At 49.5% G+C, this 26,023-nt stretch carries 32 protein-coding genes, 1 tRNA gene and 1 pseudogene; 12 read left to right on the top strand and 22 right to left on the bottom strand.

All coding sequences use genetic code 11. The features are described from left to right. Positions 1 to 67: 67 nt before the first annotated feature. Positions 68 to 2,002 carry a protein kinase YeaG gene (yeaG, locus tag OLG56_RS09535; RefSeq protein ID WP_001518010.1) on the top strand — a complete coding sequence of 645 codons (1,935 nt, stop codon included), beginning with the start codon at positions 68 to 70 and terminating at the stop codon, positions 2,000 to 2,002. A gap of 122 nt (positions 2,003 to 2,124) precedes the next feature. Continuing rightward, positions 2,125 to 3,411 carry a YeaH/YhbH family protein gene (locus OLG56_RS09530; RefSeq protein ID WP_061377368.1) on the top strand — a complete coding sequence of 429 codons (1,287 nt, stop codon included), beginning with the start codon at positions 2,125 to 2,127 and terminating at the stop codon, positions 3,409 to 3,411. Positions 3,412 to 3,561: 150 nt separating this feature from the next. Here the strand turns inward: OLG56_RS09530 and OLG56_RS09525 are convergent, their stop codons facing one another. After that, positions 3,562 to 3,762: a hypothetical protein gene (locus tag OLG56_RS09525; RefSeq protein ID WP_024138907.1), complete on the bottom strand. Its 201-nt coding sequence runs from the start codon at positions 3,760 to 3,762 to the stop codon at positions 3,562 to 3,564. Between the two features lie 294 nt (positions 3,763 to 4,056). Between OLG56_RS09525 and dgcJ the strand changes: the two genes are divergently transcribed. Then, positions 4,057 to 5,550: a diguanylate cyclase DgcJ gene (gene dgcJ / locus OLG56_RS09520; protein ID WP_061377369.1), complete on the top strand. Its 1,494-nt coding sequence runs from the start codon at positions 4,057 to 4,059 to the stop codon at positions 5,548 to 5,550. A 49-nt stretch (positions 5,551 to 5,599) separates the two neighbouring features. Next, positions 5,600 to 6,118, top strand: coding sequence for a YbaK/prolyl-tRNA synthetase associated domain-containing protein (locus OLG56_RS09515; RefSeq protein WP_162265142.1), 519 nt, complete (start codon positions 5,600 to 5,602; stop codon positions 6,116 to 6,118). A 205-nt stretch (positions 6,119 to 6,323) separates the two neighbouring features. Here the strand turns inward: OLG56_RS09515 and yoaI are convergent, their stop codons facing one another. Beyond that, positions 6,324 to 6,431, bottom strand: coding sequence for a small membrane protein YoaI (yoaI, locus tag OLG56_RS09510; protein WP_061377371.1), 108 nt, complete (start codon positions 6,429 to 6,431; stop codon positions 6,324 to 6,326). Positions 6,432 to 6,636: 205 nt separating this feature from the next. Between yoaI and OLG56_RS09505 the strand changes: the two genes are divergently transcribed. After that, positions 6,637 to 7,083 (top strand): DUF441 domain-containing protein, encoded by a 447-nt coding sequence (locus OLG56_RS09505; protein WP_000460698.1) that lies wholly within the window; start codon positions 6,637 to 6,639, stop codon positions 7,081 to 7,083. Here OLG56_RS09505 and OLG56_RS09500 read toward each other — a convergent pair. After that, positions 7,063 to 7,857 (bottom strand): AraC family transcriptional regulator, encoded by a 795-nt coding sequence (locus OLG56_RS09500; RefSeq protein ID WP_061377372.1) that lies wholly within the window; start codon positions 7,855 to 7,857, stop codon positions 7,063 to 7,065. The genes OLG56_RS09505 and OLG56_RS09500 overlap by 21 nt on opposite strands. A gap of 100 nt (positions 7,858 to 7,957) precedes the next feature. On the opposite strand from OLG56_RS09500, the gene OLG56_RS09495 reads away from it, so the two are divergent. Then, the gene (locus OLG56_RS09495; protein ID WP_061377373.1) at positions 7,958 to 9,142 is read left to right on the top strand and encodes a CynX/NimT family MFS transporter; all 1,185 of its coding nucleotides are present in this window, start codon (positions 7,958 to 7,960) and stop codon (positions 9,140 to 9,142) included. Between the two features lie 118 nt (positions 9,143 to 9,260). Beyond that, positions 9,261 to 9,608 (top strand): DUF488 domain-containing protein, encoded by a 348-nt coding sequence (locus OLG56_RS09490; RefSeq protein WP_001222523.1) that lies wholly within the window; start codon positions 9,261 to 9,263, stop codon positions 9,606 to 9,608. On the opposite strand, the gene OLG56_RS09485 is transcribed toward OLG56_RS09490, so the two are convergent. Continuing rightward, positions 9,594 to 9,905: a hypothetical protein gene (locus OLG56_RS09485; protein WP_000487129.1), complete on the bottom strand. Its 312-nt coding sequence runs from the start codon at positions 9,903 to 9,905 to the stop codon at positions 9,594 to 9,596. The genes OLG56_RS09490 and OLG56_RS09485 overlap by 15 nt on opposite strands. A gap of 68 nt (positions 9,906 to 9,973) precedes the next feature. Next, positions 9,974 to 10,225: a putative hemolysin gene (locus tag OLG56_RS09480; protein ID WP_000673492.1), complete on the bottom strand. Its 252-nt coding sequence runs from the start codon at positions 10,223 to 10,225 to the stop codon at positions 9,974 to 9,976. 195 nt (positions 10,226 to 10,420) lie between these two features. Between OLG56_RS09480 and OLG56_RS09475 the strand changes: the two genes are divergently transcribed. Further along, positions 10,421 to 10,519, top strand: a complete 99-nt coding sequence (locus tag OLG56_RS09475; RefSeq protein WP_001589065.1) for a YoaK family small membrane protein — start codon at positions 10,421 to 10,423, stop codon at positions 10,517 to 10,519. Between the two features lie 138 nt (positions 10,520 to 10,657). Here OLG56_RS09475 and OLG56_RS09470 read toward each other — a convergent pair whose 3' ends face one another. The 6 genes from OLG56_RS09470 to OLG56_RS09445 all read right to left on the bottom strand — a co-directional run bounded on the left by OLG56_RS09470 (position 10,658) and on the right by OLG56_RS09445 (position 14,191). Then, positions 10,658 to 10,906, bottom strand: coding sequence for a GlsB/YeaQ/YmgE family stress response membrane protein (locus OLG56_RS09470; protein ID WP_000512149.1), 249 nt, complete (start codon positions 10,904 to 10,906; stop codon positions 10,658 to 10,660). A gap of 313 nt (positions 10,907 to 11,219) precedes the next feature. After that, positions 11,220 to 11,861: a hypothetical protein gene (locus OLG56_RS09465; RefSeq protein ID WP_023136868.1), complete on the bottom strand. Its 642-nt coding sequence runs from the start codon at positions 11,859 to 11,861 to the stop codon at positions 11,220 to 11,222. A 229-nt stretch (positions 11,862 to 12,090) separates the two neighbouring features. Beyond that, positions 12,091 to 12,273, bottom strand: a complete 183-nt coding sequence (locus OLG56_RS09460; protein ID WP_000513733.1) for a DUF1869 domain-containing protein — start codon at positions 12,271 to 12,273, stop codon at positions 12,091 to 12,093. A 2-nt stretch (positions 12,274 to 12,275) separates the two neighbouring features. Then, complete coding sequence (gene yeaR, locus OLG56_RS09455; protein WP_001248993.1) at positions 12,276 to 12,638, bottom strand: DUF1971 domain-containing protein YeaR; 363 nt, start codon at positions 12,636 to 12,638, stop codon at positions 12,276 to 12,278. A 172-nt stretch (positions 12,639 to 12,810) separates the two neighbouring features. Next, entirely contained in the window at positions 12,811 to 13,449 is a 639-nt protein-coding gene (gene leuE, locus OLG56_RS09450) for a leucine efflux protein LeuE (protein WP_000457190.1), read from the bottom strand. A 196-nt stretch (positions 13,450 to 13,645) separates the two neighbouring features. After that, positions 13,646 to 14,191 (bottom strand): chorismate mutase, encoded by a 546-nt coding sequence (locus OLG56_RS09445; RefSeq protein WP_000617984.1) that lies wholly within the window; start codon positions 14,189 to 14,191, stop codon positions 13,646 to 13,648. 82 nt (positions 14,192 to 14,273) lie between these two features. Between OLG56_RS09445 and OLG56_RS09440 the strand changes: the two are divergent. Together OLG56_RS09440 and OLG56_RS09435 are read left to right on the top strand one after the other, a co-directional pair. Further along, positions 14,274 to 14,428: pseudogene (locus tag OLG56_RS09440) on the top strand (hypothetical protein). Between the two features lie 78 nt (positions 14,429 to 14,506). Continuing rightward, the gene (locus tag OLG56_RS09435; RefSeq protein ID WP_000208086.1) at positions 14,507 to 14,755 is read left to right on the top strand and encodes a biofilm/acid-resistance regulator YmgB/AriR; all 249 of its coding nucleotides are present in this window, start codon (positions 14,507 to 14,509) and stop codon (positions 14,753 to 14,755) included. Positions 14,756 to 15,009: 254 nt separating this feature from the next. Here OLG56_RS09435 and OLG56_RS09430 read toward each other — a convergent pair whose 3' ends face one another. The 6 genes from OLG56_RS09430 to OLG56_RS09405 form a co-directional block, all read right to left on the bottom strand. Beyond that, positions 15,010 to 15,858, bottom strand: a complete 849-nt coding sequence (locus OLG56_RS09430) for a MerR family transcriptional regulator (RefSeq protein ID WP_000190263.1) — start codon at positions 15,856 to 15,858, stop codon at positions 15,010 to 15,012. A 68-nt stretch (positions 15,859 to 15,926) separates the two neighbouring features. Beyond that, positions 15,927 to 16,520: a helix-turn-helix domain-containing protein gene (locus OLG56_RS09425; protein ID WP_079841459.1), complete on the bottom strand. Its 594-nt coding sequence runs from the start codon at positions 16,518 to 16,520 to the stop codon at positions 15,927 to 15,929. Between the two features lie 144 nt (positions 16,521 to 16,664). Then, entirely contained in the window at positions 16,665 to 17,453 is a 789-nt protein-coding gene (gene aadA, locus OLG56_RS09420; RefSeq protein WP_079900434.1) for a cryptic aminoglycoside nucleotidyltransferase ANT(3'')/ANT(9), read from the bottom strand. 107 nt (positions 17,454 to 17,560) lie between these two features. Then, positions 17,561 to 18,208 (bottom strand): metal-binding protein ZinT, encoded by a 648-nt coding sequence (gene zinT / locus OLG56_RS09415; protein WP_162264637.1) that lies wholly within the window; start codon positions 18,206 to 18,208, stop codon positions 17,561 to 17,563. 111 nt (positions 18,209 to 18,319) lie between these two features. Beyond that, positions 18,320 to 18,396 (bottom strand) — tRNA-Arg (locus tag OLG56_RS09410). An 8-nt stretch (positions 18,397 to 18,404) separates the two neighbouring features. Next, a complete protein-coding gene (locus tag OLG56_RS09405) occupies positions 18,405 to 18,731 on the bottom strand; it encodes a four-helix bundle copper-binding protein (RefSeq protein ID WP_001183699.1) in 327 nt (108 codons plus the stop codon). Between the two features lie 193 nt (positions 18,732 to 18,924). Between OLG56_RS09405 and OLG56_RS09400 the strand changes: the two genes are divergently transcribed. Continuing rightward, a complete protein-coding gene (locus OLG56_RS09400) occupies positions 18,925 to 20,058 on the top strand; it encodes a mechanosensitive ion channel family protein (protein ID WP_023217442.1) in 1,134 nt (377 codons plus the stop codon). A gap of 81 nt (positions 20,059 to 20,139) precedes the next feature. Here OLG56_RS09400 and OLG56_RS09395 read toward each other — a convergent pair whose 3' ends face one another. The 5 genes from OLG56_RS09395 to OLG56_RS09375 are packed head-to-tail and all read right to left on the bottom strand — an operon-like array spanning position 20,140 to position 24,925. After that, entirely contained in the window at positions 20,140 to 20,730 is a 591-nt protein-coding gene (locus OLG56_RS09395; protein WP_000947460.1) for an ATP-binding cassette domain-containing protein, read from the bottom strand. Continuing rightward, positions 20,724 to 21,521, bottom strand: a complete 798-nt coding sequence (locus tag OLG56_RS09390) for an ATP-binding cassette domain-containing protein (RefSeq protein WP_061377377.1) — start codon at positions 21,519 to 21,521, stop codon at positions 20,724 to 20,726. Before OLG56_RS09390 ends, OLG56_RS09395 begins: the two co-directional genes overlap by 7 nt. After that, positions 21,515 to 22,327 carry an ABC transporter permease gene (locus tag OLG56_RS09385; protein WP_000966647.1) on the bottom strand — a complete coding sequence of 271 codons (813 nt, stop codon included), beginning with the start codon at positions 22,325 to 22,327 and terminating at the stop codon, positions 21,515 to 21,517. Before OLG56_RS09385 ends, OLG56_RS09390 begins: the two co-directional genes overlap by 7 nt. After that, a complete protein-coding gene (locus OLG56_RS09380; RefSeq protein WP_001736289.1) occupies positions 22,317 to 23,291 on the bottom strand; it encodes an ABC transporter permease in 975 nt (324 codons plus the stop codon). Before OLG56_RS09380 ends, OLG56_RS09385 begins: the two co-directional genes overlap by 11 nt. Further along, positions 23,291 to 24,925 (bottom strand): ABC transporter substrate-binding protein, encoded by a 1,635-nt coding sequence (locus tag OLG56_RS09375; RefSeq protein WP_023229708.1) that lies wholly within the window; start codon positions 24,923 to 24,925, stop codon positions 23,291 to 23,293. Before OLG56_RS09375 ends, OLG56_RS09380 begins: the two co-directional genes overlap by 1 nt. 681 nt (positions 24,926 to 25,606) lie before the next feature. Here OLG56_RS09375 and OLG56_RS09370 point away from each other — a divergent pair. Next, positions 25,607 to 25,921 carry a TRL-like family protein gene (locus OLG56_RS09370; protein WP_000182479.1) on the top strand — a complete coding sequence of 105 codons (315 nt, stop codon included), beginning with the start codon at positions 25,607 to 25,609 and terminating at the stop codon, positions 25,919 to 25,921. The last annotated feature ends 102 nt before the right edge of the window (positions 25,922 to 26,023 follow it).

Here is a 26,023-nt window from a genome sequence, read left to right as displayed (position 1 = left end):
CCGGGAGCCTCTACTATTCATATGAACGGCTCTTAACATGTGCGAAAAAACGAAAGGATGGCATATCATGAATATATTCGATCACTATCGCCAGCGTTACGAAGCTGCCAAGGACGAAGAGTTCACACTGCAGGATTTTCTTACCATTTGTCGGCAAGATCGCAGTGCTTATGCCAACGCGGCAGAGCGGCTATTAATGGCTATCGGCGAGCCTAATATGGTCGACACTGCCCAGGAACCCCGACTTTCCCGACTCTTCTCCAACCGGGTTATTGCTCGCTATCCTGCGTTTGAAGAGTTTTACGGCATGGAAGACGCGATTGAACAGATTGTCTCTTATCTGAAACATGCGGCGCAAGGGCTGGAAGAGAAGAAACAAATTCTCTATTTGCTGGGACCTGTGGGGGGTGGCAAATCATCGCTCGCTGAACGGCTGAAATCGCTAATGCAGCGCGTGCCAATTTATGTTTTAAGCGCCAACGGCGAGCGTAGCCCGGTCAACGATCATCCGTTATGCCTGTTTAATCCGCAGGAAGACGCGCAGATTCTGGAAAAAGAGTACGGTATTCCGCGCCGCTATCTCGGTACGATTATGTCCCCGTGGGCGGCCAAACGCCTGCATGAGTTTGGCGGCGATATTACTAAATTCCGCGTGGTGAAAGTCTGGCCCTCCATTCTGGAGCAGATTGCCATCGCCAAAACGGAACCCGGCGATGAAAACAACCAGGATATTTCGGCGCTGGTCGGCAAGGTGGATATTCGTAAACTCGAACACCACGCCCAGAACGATCCGGATGCGTATGGTTACTCTGGCGCGCTGTGCCGCGCTAACCAGGGGATCATGGAGTTCGTCGAGATGTTTAAAGCGCCTATTAAGGTGCTGCACCCCTTGCTGACCGCAACTCAGGAAGGTAACTACAATGGTACGGAAGGTATTTCCGCCCTGCCCTTTAATGGCATCATACTTGCCCACTCAAACGAATCTGAATGGGTGACTTTCCGTAACAATAAAAATAACGAAGCGTTCCTTGACCGTGTCTATATTGTGAAGGTGCCTTATTGCCTGCGAATCTCCGAAGAGATCAAAATCTACGAGAAACTACTTAATCATAGCGAGCTGGCTCATGCGCCTTGCGCGCCGGGCACGTTGGAAACGCTTTCGCGTTTCTCAATTCTTTCTCGCCTGAAAGAGCCGGAAAATTCCAGTATTTACTCGAAAATGCGCGTTTATGATGGTGAAAGCCTGAAAGATACCGACCCCAAAGCCAAATCGTACCAGGAGTATCGCGACTACGCGGGCGTGGATGAAGGGATGAACGGTCTCTCCACCCGATTCGCCTTTAAGATCCTCTCCCGCGTATTCAACTTCGACCATGCGGAAGTGGCGGCAAACCCGGTACATCTGTTCTACGTTCTGGAACAACAAATCGAGCGTGAGCAGTTCCCGCAGGAGCAGGCTGAACGTTATCTGGAGTTCCTGAAAGGCTATCTGATCCCGAAATACGCCGAATTTATCGGCAAGGAGATCCAGACGGCCTATCTCGAATCTTACTCTGAGTACGGGCAAAACATTTTTGATCGTTACGTGACTTATGCGGATTTCTGGATTCAGGATCAGGAGTATCGCGACCCGGATACCGGTCAACTGTTCGATCGCGAGTCGCTGAACGCCGAACTGGAAAAAATTGAAAAACCAGCGGGTATCAGTAACCCGAAAGATTTCCGTAATGAGATAGTAAACTTTGTCCTGCGCGCCAGAGCCAACAATAGCGGCCGTAATCCAAACTGGACCAGTTACGAGAAGCTGCGCACGGTGATTGAGAAAAAAATGTTCTCTAATACTGAAGAGCTGTTGCCGGTCATTTCTTTTAACGCCAAAACGTCGACTGACGAGCAGAAAAAGCATGACGACTTTGTCGATCGGATGATGGAGAAAGGGTATACCCGTAAGCAGGTTCGTTTGTTGTGCGAGTGGTACCTGCGCGTGCGTAAATCGTCGTGATGTTAATGCCCGGTGGCGCTTGCGCTTACCGGGCCTACAAAGTAATGTTCTGTAGACTGGCTAAGCGTTAGCGCTATCCGGCACTGACAGAACAGGCGCTCAGTTGGCAGTACGGGGGGCATATGACCTGGTTCATAGACCGACGTCTTAACGGCAAAAATAAAAGCACGGTGAATCGCCAGCGCTTTTTGCGTCGTTATAAAGCACAAATTAAGCAGTCAATTTCCGAAGCGATTAATAAACGCTCTGTGACCGATGTCGACAGCGGAGAGTCCGTCTCTATTCCAACCGATGATATTAGCGAACCGATGTTTCATCAGGGGCGCGGCGGTCTGCGCCATCGCGTCCATCCGGGTAACGATCACTTTATCCAGAATGATCGCATTGAGCGTCCGCAAGTCGGTGGCGGCGGCGGTTCCGGCAGCGGTCAAGGTCAGGCCAGCCAGGACGGCGAAGGCCAGGATGAGTTTGTTTTTCAGATTTCAAAAGATGAGTATCTGGATCTGCTCTTTGAAGATTTAGCGCTGCCTAATCTGAAGAAAAACCAGCATCGCCAGCTTAACGAGTATAAAACTCACCGCGCCGGTTTCACCTCAAACGGCGTGCCGGCCAATATCAGCGTGGTACGTTCGCTACAAAACTCTCTGGCGCGCCGTACAGCAATGACGGCAGGAAAACGCCGCGAACTGCACGCGCTGGAAACGGAACTGGAGACCATCAGCCATAGCGAACCAGCGCAACTGCTTGAAGAGGAGCGGTTACGTCGGGAGATTGCCGAACTACGGGCTAAAATCGAGCGAGTGCCGTTTATCGACACCTTTGATTTACGCTATAAAAATTATGAAAAACGGCCTGAGCCCTCCAGCCAGGCGGTGATGTTCTGTCTGATGGACGTCTCGGGTTCGATGGACCAGGCAACCAAAGATATGGCCAAGCGTTTTTACATTCTGCTTTATCTGTTTTTGAGCCGAACGTATAAGAACGTAGAAGTGGTTTATATCCGCCACCATACCCAGGCGAAGGAAGTGGACGAACATGAGTTCTTTTATTCGCAAGAGACCGGGGGGACGATTGTCTCCAGCGCGCTTAAACTCATGGATGAAGTGGTTAAAGAGCGCTACGACCCGGGGCAGTGGAACATCTATGCGGCGCAAGCGTCAGACGGTGATAACTGGGCCGACGATTCACCGCTGTGTCATGAGATTCTGGCGAAAAAGCTGCTGCCGGTAGTGCGCTATTACAGCTATATCGAGATTACCCGCCGCGCCCACCAGACCTTATGGCGCGAGTATGAACATCTGCAGGCGACGTTCGATAACTTCGCCATGCAGCATATTCGCGATCAGGAGGATATTTATCCGGTATTCCGCGAATTGTTTCAGAAACAGAGCGCCAATCAAAACGTATAAATAAACCCGCCCGTTCATATGTCGGGCGGATTTTAATAAACCTGGTGTTCGGTTTTTATGACTGAAGCAATTACCCACGAATAGTCTGAATGAAGGTATTCCGGCATATCGGGTAATTTAACCCATTAATAGAATTCCATCATGTTAATATCACCAACACCAAGGCCAAGGCTGATATCCAAGATGTTCTGGTTGCCCCACTCCAGGAGGAAGAATGTGACAGGCAGGGACTTTATCAAAAACATGATCAAGAACATGTGAAAAAGGATCATCCGCCATCGCCGACGACGTAAAACCTGCTGCCAGTAATGCAAAAAATAAAATCACAGCCATCTCTTTAAATCGTTTCATAGTGCCTCCGAACGGAAGTACATTATTATCCTTACCACTTCACACTCCTTTCATCATCATAATAAAGGTTATTTTCTTTTTGTCACAAATAGATCAGTATTGTTGGTTAAAAATTTAGTTTTTATCACAATAGTCACACACGAAAATATAAACACAGCGTATTAATTGGTTTATTAAATCGAGAATGATTTTTATTCCATAACATCAACACGTTTTATTTTTAAACAGTCTATTAGAGGAATTCTCATCGCTATGGTAAACTAACGCATCCGACTTTCAGGGCTGTAGTTCATCATGAATTTGCATCATAAAGCGCTCAGGCACTTTATCTCGGCAAGCGTCATCGTTTTGACATCGTCCTTCCTGATTTACGAACTTATTGCCAGCGACAGGGCAATGAATGCCTATATGCGTTATATCATGGAGAGAGCCGATTCGTCGTTTTTGTACGATAAGTACCAGAATCAAAGCATCGCCGCACATTTGATGCGAACTTTTGAAGCGCCGGGAGACCCCGTCACCGCAGAAAAACGCCGCGCGTTTTGCGACGCCTTTGAGGCTATTAACGGTACGCACGGCGTCAACCTGACCCGGCATAATTATCCGGCGCTACATGGCACTCTGCAAACCGCCGCTACACAGTGTACCGATAATCTTGATGACGCCCTTTTACTGCCTGCGTTTGATCAGGCGGTAAGCATCAACCGTTCGCAGGACGACCACAGTCACGGGCTGGGCACACTGGAGCTTAAATTCCGTTATTACGTTGATTTAAATAAACATTATGTCTATTTCTATGATTTAATCAACTCACGGCGCTTCGCCATGCATCGTTGGACTTTTTTACAAAAAGGTACAATGGGTATTAACAGAAAAGATATAGATAAACTTTTTACCGGCCGTACGGTTATTTCAAGTATTTACATGGATGATATTACCCAGGAAAACGTCATGAGCTTTTTAACGCCAGTCTATCTGGCGGGAACGTTAAAAGGTATCGTGATGGTGGATGTTAACCAGGATAATTTAAAAAATATTTTTTATACCCAGGACCGTCCTCTGGTTTGGCGTTATCTTAACGTAACACTAAAGGATCTGGATTCCGGAAAAGAAATTATTATTAATCAAAGCAAAAATAATCTGTTTCAATATGTGAATTATAGCCATGATATCCCTGGTGGGCTGCGCGTTTCGTTGTCCCTTGATTTTACCTATTTCCTTGTCTCGTCCTGGAAGGCGCTGGCCTTTTACTTACTGGCAACGGCGCTCCTGCTTAATATGGTACGGATGCACTTTCGGCTTTATCGCAACGTCACACGCGAAAATATTAGCGATGCCATGACCGGGCTTTACAACCGTAAAATATTAACACCGGAGCTGGAACAGCGACTGCAACGCCTGGTCAATGCCGGGACGCCGGTGACATTTGTCGCTATTGATTGCGATAGGTTAAAACTGATCAACGATACCCAGGGGCACCAGGAAGGCGACCGAATTATTACCCTGTTGGCGAAAGCGATTAAAACATCGATTCGTAAAAGCGATTACGCCATTCGCCTCGGCGGCGATGAGTTCTGTATTATTCTTGTTGATTACGCGGCGGATTTGGCTATCCATCTGCCGGAGCGTATTATTCGTAACCTGCAAATTATCGCACCGGATAAGACAGTGCATTTTTCTGCCGGGATTTATAATATGCAGCCCAATGATACGATTAATGATGCCTACCAGGCTTCCGATGCGCAGCTCTATCTGAACAAACAACAAAAACAACATCGTTCATCATAGTGCTTCGCAGTAAATGTTCATATTGCACCAGGAGTGAGAAATGGCCGAAATGACTGAAGTCGCGAAGGGTGTCGCTACACACCAACGTTTAGTGGCTTTATTAACCCAGGAGAACGCACGCTATCGTGTAGTGAGCCATGAAGCGGTAGGAAAATGCGAAGCGGTTTCTGAAATACGCGGTACTGCGCTGGGCCAGGGCGCAAAAGCGCTGGTCTGTAAAGTCAAAGGCAACGGCGTCAACCAGCACGTTCTTGCTATTCTGGCGGCCGATCAGCAAGCCGACCTCTCTCAGCTTGCTTCACATCTGGGCGGCTTACGCGCTTCCCTTGCCAGCCCGGCGGAAGTCGATATGCTGACCGGCTGCGTTTTTGGCGCGATCCCGCCTTTCACTTTTCACCCCAATCTGAAACTGGTCGCCGATCCGCTCCTGTTTGAGCGTTTCGATGAAATTGCTTTTAATGCCGGCCTGCTGGAAAAATCAGTCATTATGAATACACAGGACTATCTGCGCATCGCCCGACCAGAACTGGCAGTCTTCCGCCGCTTTCAGTCATCGCCAACAGCTTAGAGCCTATCCCACCAGGCGTTATTGGCGCAGCCAGTTTGGACACGGACAGCGCGCAAAAACCGGAGCGTACACGTAGTACGTGAGGTTTGACTCGCTACGCTCGCCCTTCGGGCCGCCGCTAGCGGCGTTCAAAACGCTAACGCGTTTTGGCGAGCACTGCCCAGGTCCAAAATGGCAAGTAAAATAGCCCTAATGGGATAGGCTCTTAGTCCTCTCCCTCTTCAAGGAGCAATATAGACACAACGATAATGATAAAAATGGCGAAAAACGACGCCGTTATCATCAGCGCTTCAAGAAACGGTGGATCGTACATAATTGTATCCTCAGGAAGACAACAATGACGGTTCACCTGTTAGCAATACGCGGCGTTGATGGCAATTTAATGACAACGCCGTTTTTCACGTAGAGATTGTCTTTCAGGCAGTTGCCTGAAATCCGCATCAATCGTTAAAAAGGCCTGTGCGCTTTGCCGTTTGGGCGTAAAGTAGTCAGGCTTACTTTTTGGCAAGGAAACCATAATGTTTGATGTCACTCTGCTGATCCTGCTCGGACTGGCAGCTCTGGGATTTATCAGCCACAACACCACTGTCGCCGTCTCAATTCTGGTGCTGATTATTGTCCGCGTAACCCCGTTGAATACCTTTTTTCCCTGGATTGAAAAACAGGGACTCACCGTCGGGATTATTATTCTGACCATCGGCGTGATGGCCCCCATCGCCAGCGGAACCCTACCGCCCTCCACATTGATCCACTCTTTTGTGAACTGGAAATCGCTGGTCGCGATTGCCGTCGGCGTTTTCGTCTCCTGGCTGGGCGGTCGCGGCATTACGCTGATGGGAAACCAACCGCAGCTCGTCGCCGGGCTGCTGGTCGGTACGGTACTTGGCGTCGCGCTGTTTCGCGGCGTGCCGGTCGGCCCACTGATTGCGGCGGGGCTGGTCTCTTTAATTGTGGGGAAGCAGTAACTCGCCCGTCAGATACTGGCCTGGGGTCTGCCCCAGGCCTTTTTTAAACATCGTAATGAATGCCGTGGTGGAATCATAACCCAGCATTTGCGCCGTCTGCTGTACATTACGTCCCGCGATTAGCGCTTGTAGCGCCAGAATTAATTGCAACTGATGACGCCAGCGACGAAAGCTTAGCCCCGTCTCTTTGACGACCAGCCGGGCAAGGTTACGCTCGCTCATCGCGAATACGCTGGCCCACTGCCCTAACGTATTCCATCGCGCGGGCTCCTGCGCCATTGTCTCAACCATTTGGCGAATTTTCGGATGCCCCGATACCGGTAATTGCAATTGTTCCTGCGGCTGCTGCGGCAGTTCATCAAACAACACCTGAATAAGGCGCTGCGTCGGCATTTGCGCTCTTTCGAAATCGGTTCTGCGCGCCAGCGACAAAATCAACTCCCGGCATAACGGCGAAATTTTCAGCGTACAGCAACGCTCCGGCATGACGACCGCCGCAGGTTCAATAAATAAAAAGCACAGCTCCGCCCCTGCGGTCACATGATTACTGTGCGGCAGCGAGCCGGGGAGCCAGACGGCATACTGGGGCGGAACCATCCACATCGCATTTTCCACCTCGCAGGTAATCGCGCCGTGCAGAGCGAGGATCAACTGTCCCTTGCGATGCTGATGGCGAGGGCTAAACAGTTCATCATCCCTGGCGCGAATACAAAAGGCCACAGCGGCATCGTGGTGAAGGTCGGGATCGTAACCGTCCAGTCTCAGGCCAATCATTATATTGTCCGATTTTAGCGATAAATTGTCATTTTAGCTTGATTCATCCAAACAGTAAAAACTGTTAAGGTATCGCCTCGCCTGACGAGATGAGAAAACGATGACGACAGCCCTTTCACCACGCGGCAAACAGGGCGCTTTACTGATTGCCGGTATTTTGATGATAGCCACTACGCTGCGCGTAACATTTACCGGCGCTGCACCGTTGCTGGAGACAATCCGTTCGGATTACGGTCTTTCCACCGCCCAGACGGGCCTGCTAACAACCTTGCCGCTTCTGGCGTTTGCACTGGTTTCGCCGCTGGCGGCCGGTATTGCCCGCCGGTTTGGGATGGAACGCAGTCTGTTTGCCGCAATGCTGCTGATTTGCGCGGGTATTGCCCTCCGCTCCCTACCCTCCGCTGCATTGTTGTTTGCCGGAACTGCCATTATTGGGTGCGGGATCGCGCTGGGTAATGTGCTGCTACCAGGATTGATTAAACGCGATTTTTCACAACATGTCGCCAGGCTGACGGGCGCGTATTCATTGACGATGGGCGCCGCCGCCGCGTTGGGGTCTGCGCTGGTGGTTCCGCTGGCGTTGCACGGTTTTGGCTGGCGCGGCGCGCTGTTAATGCTAATGCTGTTTCCGCTGTTGGCGTTTCTTATCTGGTTGCCGCAGTGGCGCACTACTCGCACAGCTAACCTGAGTAGCTCCCGGGCATTACATGAACGCGGTATCTGGCGTTCGCCTTTAGCCTGGCAAGTTACGTTGTTTCTGGGACTTAACTCACTGATTTATTATGTGATTATCGGCTGGTTACCAACAATACTCATCAGCCACGGTTACAGCGAAGCACAGGCAGGATCGCTACATGGCCTGCTGCAACTGGCGACCGCGGCGCCTGGGTTAGCCATTCCGCTTATTTTGCATCGCTTTAACGATCAACGCTGGATTGCCGCGCTGGTCTCACTATTGTGCGCGTTGGGCGCGGCGGGACTTTGGTTTGTGCCGGGCCAGGCGGTCATCTGGACGCTACTGTTCGGCTTCGGTTCAGGCGCGACAATGATCCTCGGCCTGACGTTTATCGGCCTGCGTGCCAGTTCGGCGCATCAGGCGGCGGCGCTTTCCGGCATGGCGCAGTCGGTCGGGTATTTACTGGCGGCATGTGGGCCGCCCGTCATGGGAAAACTTCATGATGCCAGCGGTAGCTGGTATCTGCCGCTATCAGGCGTGACGGTTCTGGCTATCATCATGGCGATTTTCGGCCTCTACGCCGGACGCGATCGAGAGATAGCGTCATAAATAAACCTGATACCCACTTGAATGCCTGATGACGCTTCGTTTATCAGGCCTGATCCATTAAAATCATTACCGCTATCCGACAAAAGTACCGTAAGCGACACCATCACAGGAGGGAAAAATGCGAATCCAGTGTAAGCGCGTCTATTTCCCGGCGGAAAAAGACGATGGTTATCGGGTATTGGTTGACAAGCTATGGCCGCGAGGCATTAAAAAATCCGCGCTGGTCTATGATGAATGGAATAAGGCCATTACGCCCTCCACCGAATTGCGCAAAGCCTTTCATAGCGAAGTGATTGATTTTAACCACTTCGCGCAGCAATACCGGGCAGAACTTGCGCAACAGCATCAAGAAGGCAAACGGCTGGCGGATATTGCCCGACACCAACCGCTAACGTTGCTATACGCCGCTAAAGATACTCGCCAGAACCATGCCATTGTGCTGGCGGAGTGGCTACGAGAGCTGTGATTGTCGTGCCGCCGCCTGGCCTGGTTGTCTGTCCGGGGACAACGGCATCAAATGTTCTGCCCGCACCCAGGCAAAACCGTGCTGACCATCGGCGGAGGCTACGTCGCCCGTAACCAGCCACAGCGCCCGAGGCGCTTCTTTCGGCAGTAAGGTAACGTGTCCATTTACCGGGTTAATGAATTCATCTCCGGGTTGACACAGGCAAAATAGCTCAACCGACTTACCTATATTCCGCCGTCCGGCGGGTGTTTTAGCGCCAATAACTATTGCCAACGCGCCCGGCTTTAACTGAAACATATTTTCTTGCGCCGCATGAAACTCATTATCAGATTGTTCTTAATCATATCCCGTCGGACCGCAGGTTGTCACTTTTTCGTATCAGGGTGCTCTCTGCGCCATAATGTCCACTCATCAATGATTTCGCCATTGGGCAATTTGCAATCGGAACGCACGCCTTGTGGGGTCTGCACCGGCATCAGCGTACCGCCTTGTTGCTCACAGTAGACGGCTGCCGGATTAGGCATCCCAATGCGCGGCGGCCTGGGGGCGTTGGGTTGCGACGATGAACAAGCGCTCAGCAGCAATACGCCTGGCAACGCAATCCACGTAAATTTCATAACGACTCCTTAAAGCGATATTTTGTCCAGGATAACCTGGCGGGTACGCTATTTCCATACTTTCTGTCAGCGCTTTAGCGGGTGTTTATCCCGGGTTAAGTCAGTAATAGCCACGCCCTGTCACACAGTAACCGACCTTTTGTCGCTGAGAAAACCCTGCTATTCTGGCGCCCCCTGAACAGTGAAGGTAATAGCATGAGAGTGGGTATCCTCTTCCCTGTCGTCATTTTCATTACGGCAATATTATTTTTGGCATGGTTTTTTATTGGCGGTTACGCCGCGCCGGGAGCATAACCATGAGGAAAACAACGATGGTGTTGATGGGCATCGCGCTAATTGCGGCGGCGGGTACCGAACTGGGCTGGTGGTAAATTCATTTTGAATAATAAAGGCTACCTGTCGTAGCCTTTATTATCTCTGAAAGTTCTGCGTTTAGCTTTTGATTTTTCTGTAGATTAACAGCACGACAATCGCGCCGATCACCGCGACTGCAAAGCTGCCGAAGTTGAAACCATCCACTTTGCCAAAGCCAAAGAACGTACTGATCCATCCTCCGACTACCGCACCAACGATCCCCAGAATGATCGTCATAAAGAATCCGCCGCCATCTTTACCTGGCATGATCCACTTAGCCAAAATACCCGCAATAAGTCCAAAAATAATCCATGAAAGAATGCCCATTTTTTCCTCACTTATGTCTTAACGTTAGCGGTTTATTTGCCGTTAAAAAGAATAGCACATCGTCAGGAAAGTGAAGTTTGTGATATCCATCACCTTTTAGCGTCGTGGATAAAAGCGCATAAATATCAGGGTTGCAATCATTAATGATAACGATTATCTTTATCAACACCGAGTGGTTGAGTTTATAACCCACCTGTTCGGTACGACATTGCTCACATTGCTTCCAGTATTATTTGCCCGCCTCACCGAGTGCGGGCTTTTTTTGCTAACCGCTATCTATCCCATGTCGAATTCATGGTCTTTTTCAGCCGCGCTATTTTGCGTGATACGGGGTCATCTCCAGCGCCGTACATTCATCCTGCTTGTCCTGCTGCATAAACCCCATGGTCACCATAAACAAACCGATCATAAATGGCACTTCATAAAGCTCTTCAATCAAATCTGTGTAACGCGCGTTATGCAGGAATATCGGCGACAACCACCGATGATGCTCGACAGTGTCGGAAATCAGATATGAACATGCCGTCACGGCAAACAGCCACAGTGGCAGAGAAACGTCCCGCAGACGACGAACAATCTCCTTACGTAGCCCGGCAGAAAACAGGACTGGCAATACCAACGCAGCAATTAATAGCACTGAAATCGTTCTGAACAGCATACGTGGCTCGTCAGGGAAATAGTCACGCCCCCAACTGGTGCTTCTACCCAGCAGTACCAGCCACCAGACAACAGCCCATAGCCAAAACTGCTTTGCCCCTTCGGGACGGGAAAGTGGCCGTATATACCAGGCGGTAAATAGCGCCCCAAACAGTAACCATAACGCTTGTCCGTTTTCAATCCATCGGACCACCACGCCGTTAAGCAAAGGCAATTGCCAGTCCGCCGTAAACGGGATGACCACAGCGGCAAGCGCAAGAGTAAGTGCTGACGAAGTTAATCGGGTATCGAGTTTCATGATCATAAGACTCTTCTGGTTTTTAATACCCAATCATAAGTTTTATGAATACGCTCTCATTAGCAAACAATGCGCTATTCTTAATGTTTTCTTAATGTTTCTTTTCAACCCATGTCTGATGTAAATAAACAGCGCTTTTCAATACGCAAAAACCGCATCACGCTGGCGACGCGCGATGCGGCTTCTCATTTAAAAAATCATTTTATATCAAATAGATACTACAGCATCTTTACCAACCGCAAACGTCGTGTTCGTTTTCGGTATCGTAGGAACGCACGGTATTGACCAAATCCTTCACAACTTCTGCTGCAACTTCAGGTACCAGCAACGTCATCGGTGCTTCCGTTTCATAGTCCACAGAGACGCCGTTGCTATTATTCGTGACCGTGACGGTATAAGTAGCTTTTCCCATTATTATTCTCTCCCGGCATGAATGACTTTTCGTGAGGTCGCCCCTTCCATCAGTACTTCCGGCGCGACAAAAAAGTCGATGTTAAAATAGGTATCATCCGTCATGACCTCAATATTGTGCCACTTTTCCGGAGGAAACACGCCAAACTCGCCGGCATTGATCACCATGATTTCTTCCGGCTCAGAGCAATGTTCATCAGCGTATCCGAGATATTTGACCGCCCCCTGCATCACCGAGAGGCGAGGATAAACGCCGGGTCGCGTTCCCTTATCAAGGTGGCGTTCGAAAATTCCGGCAGGCGCCGTCTCTTTGTTCCAGAATGGCGTGGAACGTGTATGGATATGATTTTGTGGAATTTGCCGCATTTGCTTCCCTCTTCCCGCAGGTTACTCAGCGATAGTCTCATCGCTGTCGTAAAAAGGTTACGCTCCCAAAACAGCATTTTAAATACCATTTATTGGTTACTATTTTGCTGTTTTCCACGCAATAAAACCGAAAGGAGTGCAATGACCCGCCGTTGTCGACGGGTCCAGGGGGTTAAGACTGGAGCGTTGCCAGCCGGGCGGCAAACCCGACGAAAAGAAGGCCAATCAACGAATTGCCCACTTTTGCCAGTTTCTTTTTGGTACCAATATAGTGGGTTACAAAAGCGCCAGAAAGAATTAAAAAGCTCAGATAGCAAAAACTGACGATTTCAAGGGTGGTAGCCAAAATAAAAAATGACACCCCAGTATGCGGCGCAGTAACGTCAATAAATTGCACAAAAAAGGAAACATAAAAAAGTATGGCTTTAGGATTCGTCAGGCTAAGAATTAAAGCACGCTTAAAAATAGCGCCAAAAGGAACTACCGTTTCCGTCGCCGCACGCCCCTTTGAGGTCAGCGTGGCGTAAAGGATTTTTGCGCCAAGGTAGAGCAGATAAAACGCGCCGAGATAGCGAACAATATTAAACAGAACCGGCGTTGTTTTGATCAGCGTCGCCACGCCCGCATACGCCAGAAACATTAATATCGCATCGCCGATAAACACGCCGCATGCGGCAAGATATCCTCCTTTAACCCCGCGTCCCACGCTGTTTTTAAGCACAAAAAGCGTATTCGGCCCCGGTACCAGAACGATAAAAATCGCCCCAACCAGGTACGTCCAATAATTCAGAACACCATACTCCGCGAACACATTAACCTCTTCCTGAAAACATTTACGCTTAGCTGCGAAACAGTATGCTAACGAATGCACCGGAAGATGGGAAGCGAAACCACGTCCCTCCAGCCGCTATTCCGCCACGCTTATATCCACATCACCCAAAAACGTTCTTGTATCGCGCCCCCCGCAGGCAATCACCAGGTATTGGCCCACGTTTCCTCATGGGGAATTAACGCGCGCGTCGCACCAAAGACAGAGATGCCAACACATCACTGATATCGCTCTCATTCAGATTCGGCGCATTAAAGTGCGTTCTCAGCCACACCATATCCTCATGGCTGAAAGCGCCGACCATCAGGCGCTGGCTGATAATGATCAACATTTGATTATCAAGTTGTCGAATACGTTGCCGGGTGACCGACAAGGTTTGTATAGGAAAGGAGGGTTCTGGGCCGGTTCGCCACTGCGCTAAATAGCGGTACTGTATCGCTTTACTGGCATCCATTAGCGAACGAATAAAAGGGGTTATCGAATGCGGGTCCAGACCGTTATTTTTCGCTTCTTCTTCAGCCTCGGCAAAAACATTTTGTTCACGCGTGAAATCCTCTATCGGCAGATGGTGCTTCATTTTATAAGCAGCCACATCTTTCATTAATAACATGCGTTCATTGAGCGCGGTTAAGAGTGCGCCAAGCGATACCGACGTTACCGAATCGGCAAAAGTGGTGCTGCACATCAATAAAGAACAAAGAAAAATGGCGATATGACGAATCATTAATCAACCTCCTTTTACGGAGGCCTGACAGTAATTTACCTTTATTAAGATAACATTAAGTAATTATTACAGATGGGTATTAATGCTTATTCGTTTAAACTGGAGTGATAAAAAGAACAGGCCGTTGATTCTACGGAATCTTCACCTTCACTTAAAGTGTATAAAATATACAACAAATCACACAAATGTGATGCACATCACGTTTTTATGATTTTTTATTACGGTTTTATGATATAGGTCTAATTTTAATAGGTCACTAATTTCTCTCCCCCGCTCAGGGAGATCGGCTTCAATTTACATCGAATATGGTGAAATATGACTACCATTACACTAGTCAACGAACAAAATAGTACTGGCAATCCTTTTTCTGCACATATGTTATGTGAACAGCGAGCTATTCAGGAAATTACTTACGAACTATTGCAATCGCAGCAGCATGTCTCAAATAAGGATATCATCGCCAAACTTATTGAAAAACTGGAAACAGAAAAAGACGTAGTGCAGCTTGATATTTACCGTAATGCCTTAGAAGCCGTTTTGTTTCAGACACCTGACGACATCTAATATATACCCAAAATAATTCGAGTTGCTTAAAGGCGGCAAGGGAGTGAGTCCCCAGGAGCATAGATAACTATGTGACTGGGGTGAACGACAAATCTGCCGGGAGCAGATTTGAACGTCGCGTGCGACGGCCCGTCAGGGCGAGGCCCATGGATGGGCCGAGTAATCCGTAGCCAACACATAAGCAACTTGAAGTATGAAGGGTATAAACAAGGGAGGGGGTTACTCCTCCCCTGTTCGTTAATAATGCAGATGCCTCAACGTGCGGTACCTGATTTTTCGTAGCCGTTTGCATGGATTTGCGGTGCAACATGCTGCATGCTTTCTGGCATCTCATGCTGCCGGTATACGGCTGGCAGTAATGTTAAGCCTGAGCCATTTTTCACATGAAGACTAAATTTACCCGATTCTTTTAACGCCTGAATAAGATTTTCCTGGGCGGGAGTTAATGTCTCATCATGCCACAGAACAATATGCTCGAAAGACGTTGATAAAAGATCGGGCATCGGCGCCTGCCAGGGGATGACTTCAACTCGCATACCTTCACTACAATATTTAATCGTTTCCAGCCATAGCTCAATGGGGTCGTTCAGCGAAAACGCAGCAATAAGCATTGTGCCTGCTGGCGCCTTTCGTACGCTACTTAGCTGGAACGTGGCGTATTCAATAATCGCAGTATCCAGTAATGCCTTTTCAAATCGGCGTGCATCATCATCGCCTGCGGACAACCACAGCCGTAAAGGACGCAGTATTGACTCAATTACGATACACGGCGGAATTTCCCGACCATAACGCCAGAGTAATTTTCGCAATTTGGCGGGTTCGAATTTTCTACACTGCGCTAAAATCTCTTCCTGGTAGAATAACCATCCCGAGCGGCAATGCGTTTCTTCACCATAGAGGGCAGGTTTAATCTCTTTTAATGAAAAGCCTTTGCTTAACGCGTCGATAATATGCTGTATTCTGATAGCATCTTCTATGCAATAAAAACGATTGCCAGCTTCATCTTTGGTAGGTTGAAGCAGGCCATAGCGTTCCCAGGACCTGATATTTGCTGTTGTGACACCACACTGCGCCGCCATTGCGCTAATACTAAAAGTAGCCATGCCTGTCTGGCCTCATGATGATGTAAGAAAGCATAGTGAACCTAAACGCCATCAGAAGCAAATCATTATTAAGCAATGACCTTACTATTTACACGTGAAATTACATTATCGACATTATTTATTGTCAGCCAGTGCGTAAAGGCTTTAGAGACGGACAGTATTTGATAATCCAGAACTGTTCTACAACCTAATTTAGTCAGAACATGGTAGCGTACTGAGTAAATAGTTTTTAAATGTACATTCAGCTCACAGCTTATTTGTCGGATATCCATTCCTTTAACAAGCATCGCCAAAACATTTCTTTCATTCGCCGTTAATCTGACTTTCTCTGACCTGGGAAAAAATTGACCAGCAGCGGCCAAAATCAGTAATTCACGCCACTCAGCTATAGAGGCATCGACCTTTATTCGATATATGGCATGATGTTCATCAATAAAGTTATATTCATTATGGGTAACAATCCCAATGAGTACCGTTTTAAATGTGGAAGTAATATAATGCTGTACGGTGTAGTAATCGTCGATATCAAAAATAATATAATTTACGTTGCCAGCTATTATTGCGACGTCCTTAAATAAGGACTCCAGACCATAATTAAGAAACAGGTTTTCGCTCAATAACCTTGTATCTGTCTTTAAAACAGATGATGCGGAACCAGTCATATCCACCTCAACAAAACGAGAGCCATGTGGGAATATCCATTCGATGGCCCGCATAAGATCATCTGCTTACTTCAGCGATGAGAACCTATTAAGTAGTAGTTGAGGAACGCCGTTTGCGCAACCTGACAGACGTCCTGGGGCATCTTATGTGAACTGCGTGGGGATGTGCGTTTTGGCAAAATCCACAAAGCGTACGACCGCAGGCAGCAAAATATGCCAGTCCTTTTGCTCCAGACCTAAATATTCACGCTGCGCTGCACGCAACGTAGCAGCATAATCTTCTGGCAACTGAGGTAACAGCCAGTCAGCCGCCGCATCCTTAGAGGTAAATTTCCCGGTAGAAAGGGTGTACCAGATACGCGCCAGGGTTAAAACGATATGATACTCATCTCCCTGCACATCTGCCGTGGATTGCCAAAGGTCGAGGGGATAACGCAAGGCCTTCAGCAACTGCGCCGCAGGGGCTGGCGTGAACAGCCGTTCCGCGCGTTCGCCCTTTAGCGGTATACTGGTTTCCAGAATTTGGGTTATCAGTAACACCATGTCCCAGTCCTGCTGCGCTGGTTCATAAATCCCCTGACAAATGTCCTCTCTTAGCCACTCGCCAAATTGCATTTCCCTGGAAGGTGGAAAACACCAGGGAACCAGCTGCGAATAAAGCACGACAGTGACCTCCAGAGCGCGTTTTTCTGCCGACGCCCCCGGCGGCGATGAAAGCGCCAGCAATTCCTGCATCAGCGTTGCGCGTTGGGTCTCCGTCAGCGGCTGGCATATTGTCACCAGCAGATCAATGTCGCTGTTTGGCTTCAGACCGCCCGCGACAGCGGAACCATATAAATGAATAGCACGCAACGTATCGCCTGTGACACGAGTAATCAGGCGACACGCCGCATCCGTTTGGCATTGAATCGAGGGCGGTATGGACAGCGTCATCATTGCTCCGGGGCGCAGGTATTTTTTATATTGATTGCCAGAAATATGGCATAACGGCAGAAAAAAAGCTCGCTATGAATAGCGAGCTTTTAACATTGTAATCAGACTTAATGATGTAGCATTTCGTCAACGACCTCATTCGCCTTTAACTGATAAGGATAATAGGTAGGCCAGTTTTCCATCTCTTGCAACAATGCCTGCTGCGAGGTATTTCCCATAAAGATATGGAAATGCGCCGATTTGCGCGGGGAAATGATATGATCGCTAAACTGAACATATTTAGGCGCTTTGCTATTCGCATCTTTACATTCGAACAGATAGCGCACCCCTTTTTTACCCGATGCGTAAGTCAGAATTTTATAACCGGCATAATTGTATTTACAGGATGCAACGTTATTGTTGCGATGGAATTCTATAACGCCATTTTCAATGCCAATAGTCTCAACATTCGTCGCGTATCCTTTGCGATAATACGCTTTAATATCCTCAAACGTTTTCTCCGGGTCTTTCTTCGCCTTTTGTCTGAAGACAGGGTCCAGCTCGCCGCTGACCAGATAAGGATAGACGGATTGCCACATACCATCCCAGTCGGTGAGCGCGCGATTGCGTACATTAGCGTCATCAAACACGCCCGCTGCCGCTTTTTGCTCAACCTCCGTCATCGGCGCGCCATGAGCATGATGACCATGCGCGAAGGCAGGACTATTTACCAACAGCATTCCCAGAAGCATTGTCAGTTTTTTTAAATGAATCACCAAAACGTTACCCTCATCTTTCTTAGAAAGATGATTGTTATATTATAACATTACATTTATTTCAACAAAAACTCAGCGGCCACCGCGCAGGTGGCCTTTTTTGATATCAACTGGTCCGCCATCGAGGAATTGAACCCCGAACCTTAGAGGTAGAAGCTCTATGCTCTATCCGGTTGAGCTAATGGCGGAAGAAAAATTACGCGGCCATTTTAAGGCAGGCGTCTGCGCATTGGCTGCATGCCCGCGCGCAATTCTGGCAATGGTCGTGATCGTGCCTTGCGCACTCTTCGGCGCAGGCTTTGCAGATATCCGCGCACAGGCGGCATAATTTTTGTGAGTACTCGCTTTCCAATGCCATAAATTGCGCCGCCAGGCGACAAATGGCCGCACATTGCATATCTAACTGGATGCAGTGCTTCATCATTTCGACGTTATCTTCACGCAGACAAGAAGAGGCGCAGATATCACACGCCGCCGCGCATTCATAACACTGCTCAATACACTCACGATGTTCTTGTTGCATAAATGACTCCTTATTTTATTAAGAGGAGTAGATAAGTCTGCACAGAAACGCCGGGATAGCCAAACGGCTACCCCTCTTTTTCATGCTTTTTGAACAAAAGTGCTGAATAAAACAGCAATAGTAAAGCCGGAAATCGGCCTCCGTGATGTGACGTCTATACTGTAATGTTCATCTGCTTTTCATCGGAGGTAAAATGGAGTATTTAGCACGACTAAATATCGTTGCGATGCTGATGTCAACGACGTTCTGGATCAATCTGGCGGTCGTTTTTTTCGTCACCCTCATTACTTACTGGCTCATCAACTGGCTACTTAATGTGGTCTATAAAGCGCTACAACGCCCGGATAAAAAGGATGACGCTCATGGGCGGCTGCGGCCTATTGTTTTCGAGATGCTGAAAAAGACCAGTAAAATGCTAATCTTTTTTGCCGCATTTCTCTTTAGTCTGCGCTTTGTCGCCCTGCCCGACCGGTTATTCTCTACCCTCTCTCACGCCTGGTTTTTAGTGGTTGCGATTCAAATGGCGATTTGGCTTGATCAGGGCGTACAGTCATGGATGCGTCATTTACTGTATGCCCCAGGCTCCAATAAAAACCCGGTGACGTTAGTCATTCTTGGTATGATTTTGCGCGTGCTCGTCTGGTCTATGATGCTGCTCTCCATCCTGGCGAACGTCGGCGTGGATATTACTGCACTGGTAGCAAGCCTCGGCGTGGGCGGTATTGCTATTGCCCTGGCGGTACAAACCGTTCTGAGCGATGTCTTCGCTTCGCTGTCGATTGGTTTCGATAAGCCCTTCGAGATCGGCGATTTCGTCGTCTTTAATGATGTAGCCGGTACGATTGAACATATCGGTTTGAAAACCACCCGCATCCGTAGCCTCAGCGGCGAACAGATCGTTTGTGCAAACGCGCAGTTGTTGCAGCAAACCATACACAACTATAAGCGGATGCAAACGCGTCGTATCGTGTTTACTTTTGGCGTCGCCACTGCGACACCGCCGGAAAAGTTACGCCTCATCGGCGATATGGTGAAAAAGATTATTACCGATGTCGGCGAAACACAATTCGACCGCGCCCATCTACTGGCCTTTGGTCAGGATCGGCTGACCTATGAGGTGGTGCATATCGTCAATACCGCGGATTACAATAAATACATGGATATTCAGCAAGAGATAAATATCCGTATTATTGAAAAACTCATTGAGAATGATATCGAACTGGCGCTGCCAAGTCTGGTCGTCAGAGCCCCTGTACAGGTTGAAGAGGCCAGGGACTACAGTAATACCGCTGATGCAAAAAACGCAGATAAACGCGTCATGCAGTAAAATCTCTGCCGGCAATACCGGGAACCCATGGGTTCCCGGTGCGTTAACGGCGACACGGCAATGCGGAGAAACGACTTGCGGCTATTCCACCTGTAAATGGCGGGTACAGACTTGATCAAGTAGCGCAGACTGATGACTAATCACCAACATCCCTAATGAACGGCTGCGACACACCTCAAGCACGTATACCCATATCGCTTTTTGAATAGACGGATCGAGTTGCGCCGTCATTTCGTCGGCAATCAGAAAACGCGTTCGCGGGTCAAGCGCGCGCAGTATCGCAATTCGCGCCAACTCCCCGCCTGAGAGCTGCATTGGCCGACGCGTCAGCCACTCGGGCTGCACATGCAAACGCCTCATCGTTTCCGGGTCAGGCTGCCAGGCATCACGCACAGCGTCTCCGGCGCTTCGCCAGGGATTAAACGTCAGTTCAGGATGCTGGGGGACAAGCTGTACCGGACAATACTGATGCAGGGGTAACGGGCTACCGTCCAGCAGAACGTCGCCCGCCGTCGGTTTTTGCCATCCGGCCAGGACGCGCCCCAACGTTGTTTTCCCCGTTCCGCTTGGCGCATGAATTCCTACCCGTTCACCGGCAGAAATCGTAAACGTCAGGTTCTGCCATAAGACTTTCCCACCCTGACGAATAACGAGGTCGCGGCAACTTAGCATTCTATTCCCTCTCCGGTCGGCATAAATAACGGGTTTAGTTCAGGCAATGCTTGCCATTGTCGTTTTAACGGCTCACTCATCTCTTCCGGCTGTAATCGTTCACGGCGAATATTGTCCGTGATATAACCCTGATGCAGCGCCACAATGCGATCGGCATACCGCGCCGCCAGCAGCAGGTCATGAGTCACCCACAGCACGCCGCATCCCCGCTCGCAGAGACCTCGCAAGTGCTCAAGCAACTGGTTTGCCAGTGCCGTATCAAGCCAGGCGGTGATCTCATCCGCGAGGATATAACGAGCCTGGCTGAGCGAGGCGTGGCACGCCAGAATTCGTTTAGCCATCCCGCCGGAGAGCTGGCGAGGAAAGCGTTCCAGGACTGTCGGTTCGAGATCGCTTTGCTGCAATAGCTGTACCATCTGCGTCTCATCCCAGGCGTGTCCGGTCAGATGACATGCTCTGTTCAAATGTTTTCTGATATTCAGCATGGGATTAAGCGCCTGTACCCCCTGCGGCACGTAGCTAAACGTATTGCCCCTAAGCTGCCTGATGGTATGTCTGTCCAGCCGGTTGCCATCAAGCGTAATTTCCCCCCGAAAGCGTAAATTTTCCGGCAGCAGATCGAGCAGGCATTGCAGCAGCAGACTTTTGCCCTCCCCGCTGCCGCCAACCAATGCCACCATTTCGCCGGGCGCGATATCAAAAGAGACATTCTGTAATAACGGCGACCAGCGTCTCGCGCCATACCAGCGATAACGCGCGCTTTCCAGCGTAACCTGTTGTAAACTCAGCATACGTCACTCCTTAGCCACAGCCGCTGAATGGCGCGCGCAAACTGATCGAAGAGCATCACCAGCGTGAATAACATTAGGCCGGGAAACAGCACCAGCCACCAGTTTCCATGGCTAATAAACCGTAACGCATCCGCCAGCAACAGCCCCAGCGAAGGCTCATGCGGCGCCAGCCCAAACCCCAGAAAACTTAACGCCGCGCTGTGCAATACCGCATGAGGAAACATCAATAACGTTCCCGTCAACCATTGCGGCAATAGCGCCGGAAAATAGTGATATCGCCAGCAATAAAGGTGTCCATGCCCCAGACGATAGGTCAATGTCAGGTAGTCACTCTGCGCTACCCGCTCCGCGTCGGCGCGCAGAATCAGCGCCAGACGGGGCCAGTGCGTTAACGCCACGGCCGCAATGACGCCGCTTTTACCGCCGCCGAGCGTAAAACAGATAAGGATCAGCAAAAGTAAATGTGGCATGGCGAGCATGGCATCGGTTATCAGCCGCATCAGGAGGTCCAGCCGGGGATGAATACGCGCCGCTGCCGCCATCACTAGCGCAATAACGCCGCTGCACAACGCGGCGCCAACGCCAATTTGTAAACTGGTGAAGGCCCCCTGAAAGCAACGAAGCCATACATCGCGCCCCAGATTATCGGTGCCAAACCAGTGCTGGATATCAGGCGACAGATGCCGGGCAAGCAGATTAACCTCTGGCGGCTGGCTCAACGTGGCATAACCGTATCCGGCAATAAACAGCAGGCAGGTAACGGAGAGGATCAGACGAAGCAATGTCGGGGCAGGATTATAGAGCATCGGGACGCTCCAGCGATCGATTAAGCACCACCACAAGCCAGGCTGAAATCGTATTTCCGGCAAACACTAATAGCGTACAGAATAAAACGATCCCCATGAGTAGCGGGACATCGCCACGCAGGCCGGCATCGATAGTGGCCTGTCCCAGCCCCGGATACGCAAAGACTTTTTCTGCCAGTAACGCCCCCCCCATCAGTTCGCCCAGAGAAGCAAACTGTAAACAGAGTGCTGGGGTAATCGCATGACGTAACACCTGGTGACGTAACAGCGACCATCCTTTATCCCCCTGAGCGCGTGCAAAACGAATAAATTCGCTCTTCATTACGCTGGCTATTTTTTCTCGCGTATGCAGCGCAATTTGCCCCATGCCCAACAGACTTAACGCACATACCGGCAACACAAGATGGCGTAAACGTTCCGATAAAAGAGCTGTTCCTGCATTATTTCCGGGGTCCCAGGCGCAACAAACAGGTAATACCGGCCAGCGGACGGCAAACAGCGCCAGCAGCAGCATTGCTATCCAGAAAGTGGGCAACGATGACAATAAGTAGCTGATACGGCAAATCATCTTATCCGGCCAACGGTGGAGAAAACGTCCGGCCAGAAAACCCAATGTCACGCCCAACACACCAGACAATAGCCAGGCGCCTGCCAGCAGCGCGAATGACGTTGCAAAACGTTCCCGGATCACGTTGGCGACAGGCATGTTGAACAGCATGGAATACCCCATGTCACCCTGGAGCAAACGCCAAAACCAGTGACCGAAACGCTCCCACAGCGGCTGGTCAAGCCCCCAGCGCGCCGCAATCCGCGCATATTGTTCTGGCGGAACATGGAGCAGATCGTTGCCAATATAAGCGCGGATAGGATCAACGGGCGAAAAGCTAAGCAAAATGAAGGTGCCGGCAGCCACCAGCACCAACAGAATAATCAGCCGCAAAAAATGACTGAAGAACAATTTCATCACCGACAGGTCCAGGTCCAGTCATCAAGATTGTTTAACACCGACCAGCTACCGTGGATTTCTGGCGCGCCTTTTCCCAGATCAATACAGGGGTTGGCCAGATAGGTATGCTGAATATTAAGCAGCCATGCCCATGCCGCATCGCCCTGGACGCCCGCGCCCTGCTTTCCATCCCACTCAACCTGCTGCCAGAAAGGAATCGCCTTTTGCCAGTCAGGCGCATCTATAGCCTGTTTCAGATGTGCTTCTACCGCAGGGTTGCTGTAATAGCCCGGGTTATAATATTCCACACCAGCGGCTTTCCCGCTGTAGTGATGGAAGAGTTCCATCGGGTCCAGACTTCCCCAGCCAAACAGCGTAGGGTTAGCGTGCATATGGCGCTCTACGGTTTCCCAGCTTCCCGATTGCAACGAGACGACAATGCCTAAAGGCTGCAACATGGCGCGCACCGCCTCGGCCAGATCCCGCCGGGTGCTGTCGCCACTGGCATACCATAAGGTCAGACGCGCTTCTTTACCTGCTTTTTCACGCACGCCCGCACTGTTTATCTTCCAGCCAGCCTCTTCCAGGATGGCGCGCGCTTTTGCAATATCGCCATCGCTGAATACCACTGAAGGATTTTGCCACGGCAATCCCTGCACCGCGCTATAGGCGGGTATCGCATGGCCTTCCATCACCTGTTCCGCTAGTTGCTTACGATTAATGGCATAGTTAATTGCGCGTCTGATAGCGACATCAGCGGTCACATCGTTGCCGACAGGATAACCGTTAGCATCCTTTTTACCGGCTGGCACCATCGGGAAGACTATGCCCCGGTTTTCAACGCTATCGCGTACCCAGAGTTTAAGATTATCCTGCTGCGGAGCCACCGCCATAGAAGGGGCAATGCGCACCAGTCCCAACTGTCCGCTGCGCGCGGCGGCATAAGCATTATCTTCATCCAGAAAGACAAAAACCAGCCGGTTAAAGTCATTCTTTTTACCCGCATACCAGGGATTAGCTTCAACGATCAGTTGCTGACCCGGCTGAAAGCTGACCAGTCGGTACGGACCGGCGCCTACCGGTTCGCGGGCGAACGTTTTTTCATCATAACGGCTGGCAGGAACAATCCCTAACGACCCGAGTACATTCACAAAGGTGCTCTGCGGATGGCTCAGCGTCATCTCAATTCGGCGCGCATCCAGCGCTCGCGCATGACTAAAGTTGCCCATGTCAATTTTACCGCCACTCTTCGCCGCTTTGTTATATGTAAAAACGACATCTTCGGCAGTCAATGGCGAGCCATCGGAGAATTTCAGATCGGGTTTTAAGGTCAGTATCCAGGTTTTACCATCGGGGCTGGTGTCCACTTTTTCCGTCAGTAAATTACCCCAACTCATATCGGCGTTTTGCTTGAGCAACGGCGCATGAAGCAATAAGTAACTGCCGTGGCTCCAGCCCAGCATAGGATCAAAGCCTTCCGTTGGCTCAGGGCCAATGGCCAGCTTTAAGGTATGGCCATCTGCCGTGTCCGACGCAGCGAAAAGCGGCGAGGTGAATGCCAGAGCCATCGCGCACGTTATGAGCGCCAGTTTGCCTTTAATCATCAGTTTACCCCAGATTATACGTTGTTTTTGTTCCTCCCGGCGCAGCATAAACGTCGGGAGGCCTCCTGAGGACGGCATTATGGCGAGCATTTGTAATGAAAAAATTGATGCAGAACAGAAAGTATGACGATCTTTTAAAAACATCATACGCACAAACGCCGGGAGCGCCAACGTGGGCTAAAGGCCCCTTTTGATGGGGATAAAACGCAAGAGAAATGATGCCAGGAATACCGGGTTAATTAACGCCATCTTATTCTCTTATTTCCTTTCTATTCTGTATTACGTCTTCCCATCCGACGCTGTTCATTTTCTCAACGTTATTAGTTAGTGCTGAAACGTAAGAAGGTATCGTAATTAGCGCCTCCTGGCTTTAAACCTAAACCAATATTAAACGAACCGGGCGTTAATGAAACTTACCGGCAGAACGCCAGTCATATGGCAACCCGATGAAATGACATGCTATGGAGTCCAACCGAAAAATGTTAACGCCGCCAGGGCTCGTGATGATTTTTTTAGCCGTACTGTTCTCATTACTGACAGGATGCGCAAGTTATAAAAACACGGCGTGGGGAATATATCCGGCTTCAACGGATATTTGTCCATCAGGTACGACATCAACAGGAGGGTGCAAAGAGTAATATCGCATATTTAATATACACCACTTTTTAAATGACTGTCCGGACATTTTCGGACGGTAAATTTTCTATTAATTTATAATGGACTAATCCCATGACAAATAAAAAACACATTTTTTCAATTATCTTTATTGGTTCTCTTTTAACGGGGTGTGCTACAGGACCATCACCGACAGGGATTGGCTTATATACGGATGTTAAAGGGCCAATTACTGCCACGAGTCTCCCGGCAACCAAAACCGGTAAAGCGTGTGCGCAAACGGTATTGGGTATTGTAAATACCGGCGACGCATCTATTGATTCAGCGAAAAAAGCGGGCGATATTTCTTTAGTGTCGAGTGTTGATTATGAAACTACGGGCTCATATCCGTTTTATGGTAAAACCTGTGTTGTCGTAAGAGGACAATAACAACAGTAAGCCGGCGATGCCGCCGGCTTTTTATCCCATTTTACGTGCCGCTATCTCTGTCTGTTCCTTGCGACTCAGCCCCCGCTTTAAGGTTCTGTTAAG

The sequence above is a fragment of the Salmonella sp. 2018103 genome (assembly GCF_026247685.1).
GTDB classification, from domain to species: Bacteria; Pseudomonadota; Gammaproteobacteria; order Enterobacterales; family Enterobacteriaceae; genus Salmonella; species Salmonella enterica.
This window is presented reverse-complemented; position numbering and strand designations above follow the sequence as displayed.

Coding starts and splice junctions, on each gene's coding strand:
- OLG56_RS09465 (WP_023136868.1), bottom strand. CDS start 11,861: ATGAAACTCGATACCCGATTAACTTCGTCAGCACTTACTCTTGCGCTT.
- yeaG (WP_001518010.1), top strand. CDS start 68: ATGAATATATTCGATCACTATCGCCAGCGTTACGAAGCTGCCAAGGAC.
- yeaR (WP_001248993.1), bottom strand. CDS start 12,638: ATGCGGCAAATTCCACAAAATCATATCCATACACGTTCCACGCCATTC.
- OLG56_RS09530 (WP_061377368.1), top strand. CDS start 2,125: ATGACCTGGTTCATAGACCGACGTCTTAACGGCAAAAATAAAAGCACG.
- yoaI (WP_061377371.1), bottom strand. CDS start 6,431: ATGTACGATCCACCGTTTCTTGAAGCGCTGATGATAACGGCGTCGTTT.
- OLG56_RS09500 (WP_061377372.1), bottom strand. CDS start 7,857: ATGATTGGCCTGAGACTGGACGGTTACGATCCCGACCTTCACCACGAT.
- OLG56_RS09380 (WP_001736289.1), bottom strand. CDS start 23,291: ATGAAATTGTTCTTCAGTCATTTTTTGCGGCTGATTATTCTGTTGGTG.
- OLG56_RS09495 (WP_061377373.1), top strand. CDS start 7,958: ATGACGACAGCCCTTTCACCACGCGGCAAACAGGGCGCTTTACTGATT.
- OLG56_RS09460 (WP_000513733.1), bottom strand. CDS start 12,273: ATGGGAAAAGCTACTTATACCGTCACGGTCACGAATAATAGCAACGGC.
- OLG56_RS09390 (WP_061377377.1), bottom strand. CDS start 21,521: ATGCTGAGTTTACAACAGGTTACGCTGGAAAGCGCGCGTTATCGCTGG.
- dgcJ (WP_061377369.1), top strand. CDS start 4,057: ATGAATTTGCATCATAAAGCGCTCAGGCACTTTATCTCGGCAAGCGTC.
- OLG56_RS09480 (WP_000673492.1), bottom strand. CDS start 10,225: ATGAAATTTACGTGGATTGCGTTGCCAGGCGTATTGCTGCTGAGCGCT.
- OLG56_RS09475 (WP_001589065.1), top strand. CDS start 10,421: ATGAGAGTGGGTATCCTCTTCCCTGTCGTCATTTTCATTACGGCAATA.
- OLG56_RS09425 (WP_079841459.1), bottom strand. CDS start 16,520: ATGACTGGTTCCGCATCATCTGTTTTAAAGACAGATACAAGGTTATTG.
- OLG56_RS09470 (WP_000512149.1), bottom strand. CDS start 10,906: ATGGGCATTCTTTCATGGATTATTTTTGGACTTATTGCGGGTATTTTG.
- OLG56_RS09395 (WP_000947460.1), bottom strand. CDS start 20,730: ATGCTAAGTTGCCGCGACCTCGTTATTCGTCAGGGTGGGAAAGTCTTA.
- OLG56_RS09505 (WP_000460698.1), top strand. CDS start 6,637: ATGTTTGATGTCACTCTGCTGATCCTGCTCGGACTGGCAGCTCTGGGA.
- OLG56_RS09375 (WP_023229708.1), bottom strand. CDS start 24,925: ATGCTGCGCCGGGAGGAACAAAAACAACGTATAATCTGGGGTAAACTG.
- OLG56_RS09370 (WP_000182479.1), top strand. CDS start 25,607: ATGACAAATAAAAAACACATTTTTTCAATTATCTTTATTGGTTCTCTT.
- aadA (WP_079900434.1), bottom strand. CDS start 17,453: ATGACGCTGTCCATACCGCCCTCGATTCAATGCCAAACGGATGCGGCG.
- OLG56_RS09525 (WP_024138907.1), bottom strand. CDS start 3,762: ATGAAACGATTTAAAGAGATGGCTGTGATTTTATTTTTTGCATTACTG.
- OLG56_RS09515 (WP_162265142.1), top strand. CDS start 5,600: ATGACTGAAGTCGCGAAGGGTGTCGCTACACACCAACGTTTAGTGGCT.
- OLG56_RS09405 (WP_001183699.1), bottom strand. CDS start 18,731: ATGCAACAAGAACATCGTGAGTGTATTGAGCAGTGTTATGAATGCGCG.
- OLG56_RS09430 (WP_000190263.1), bottom strand. CDS start 15,858: ATGGCTACTTTTAGTATTAGCGCAATGGCGGCGCAGTGTGGTGTCACA.
- OLG56_RS09435 (WP_000208086.1), top strand. CDS start 14,507: ATGACTACCATTACACTAGTCAACGAACAAAATAGTACTGGCAATCCT.
- OLG56_RS09400 (WP_023217442.1), top strand. CDS start 18,925: ATGGAGTATTTAGCACGACTAAATATCGTTGCGATGCTGATGTCAACG.
- OLG56_RS09490 (WP_001222523.1), top strand. CDS start 9,261: ATGCGAATCCAGTGTAAGCGCGTCTATTTCCCGGCGGAAAAAGACGAT.
- OLG56_RS09485 (WP_000487129.1), bottom strand. CDS start 9,905: ATGTTTCAGTTAAAGCCGGGCGCGTTGGCAATAGTTATTGGCGCTAAA.
- OLG56_RS09445 (WP_000617984.1), bottom strand. CDS start 14,191: ATGATTCGTCATATCGCCATTTTTCTTTGTTCTTTATTGATGTGCAGC.
- OLG56_RS09385 (WP_000966647.1), bottom strand. CDS start 22,327: ATGCTCTATAATCCTGCCCCGACATTGCTTCGTCTGATCCTCTCCGTT.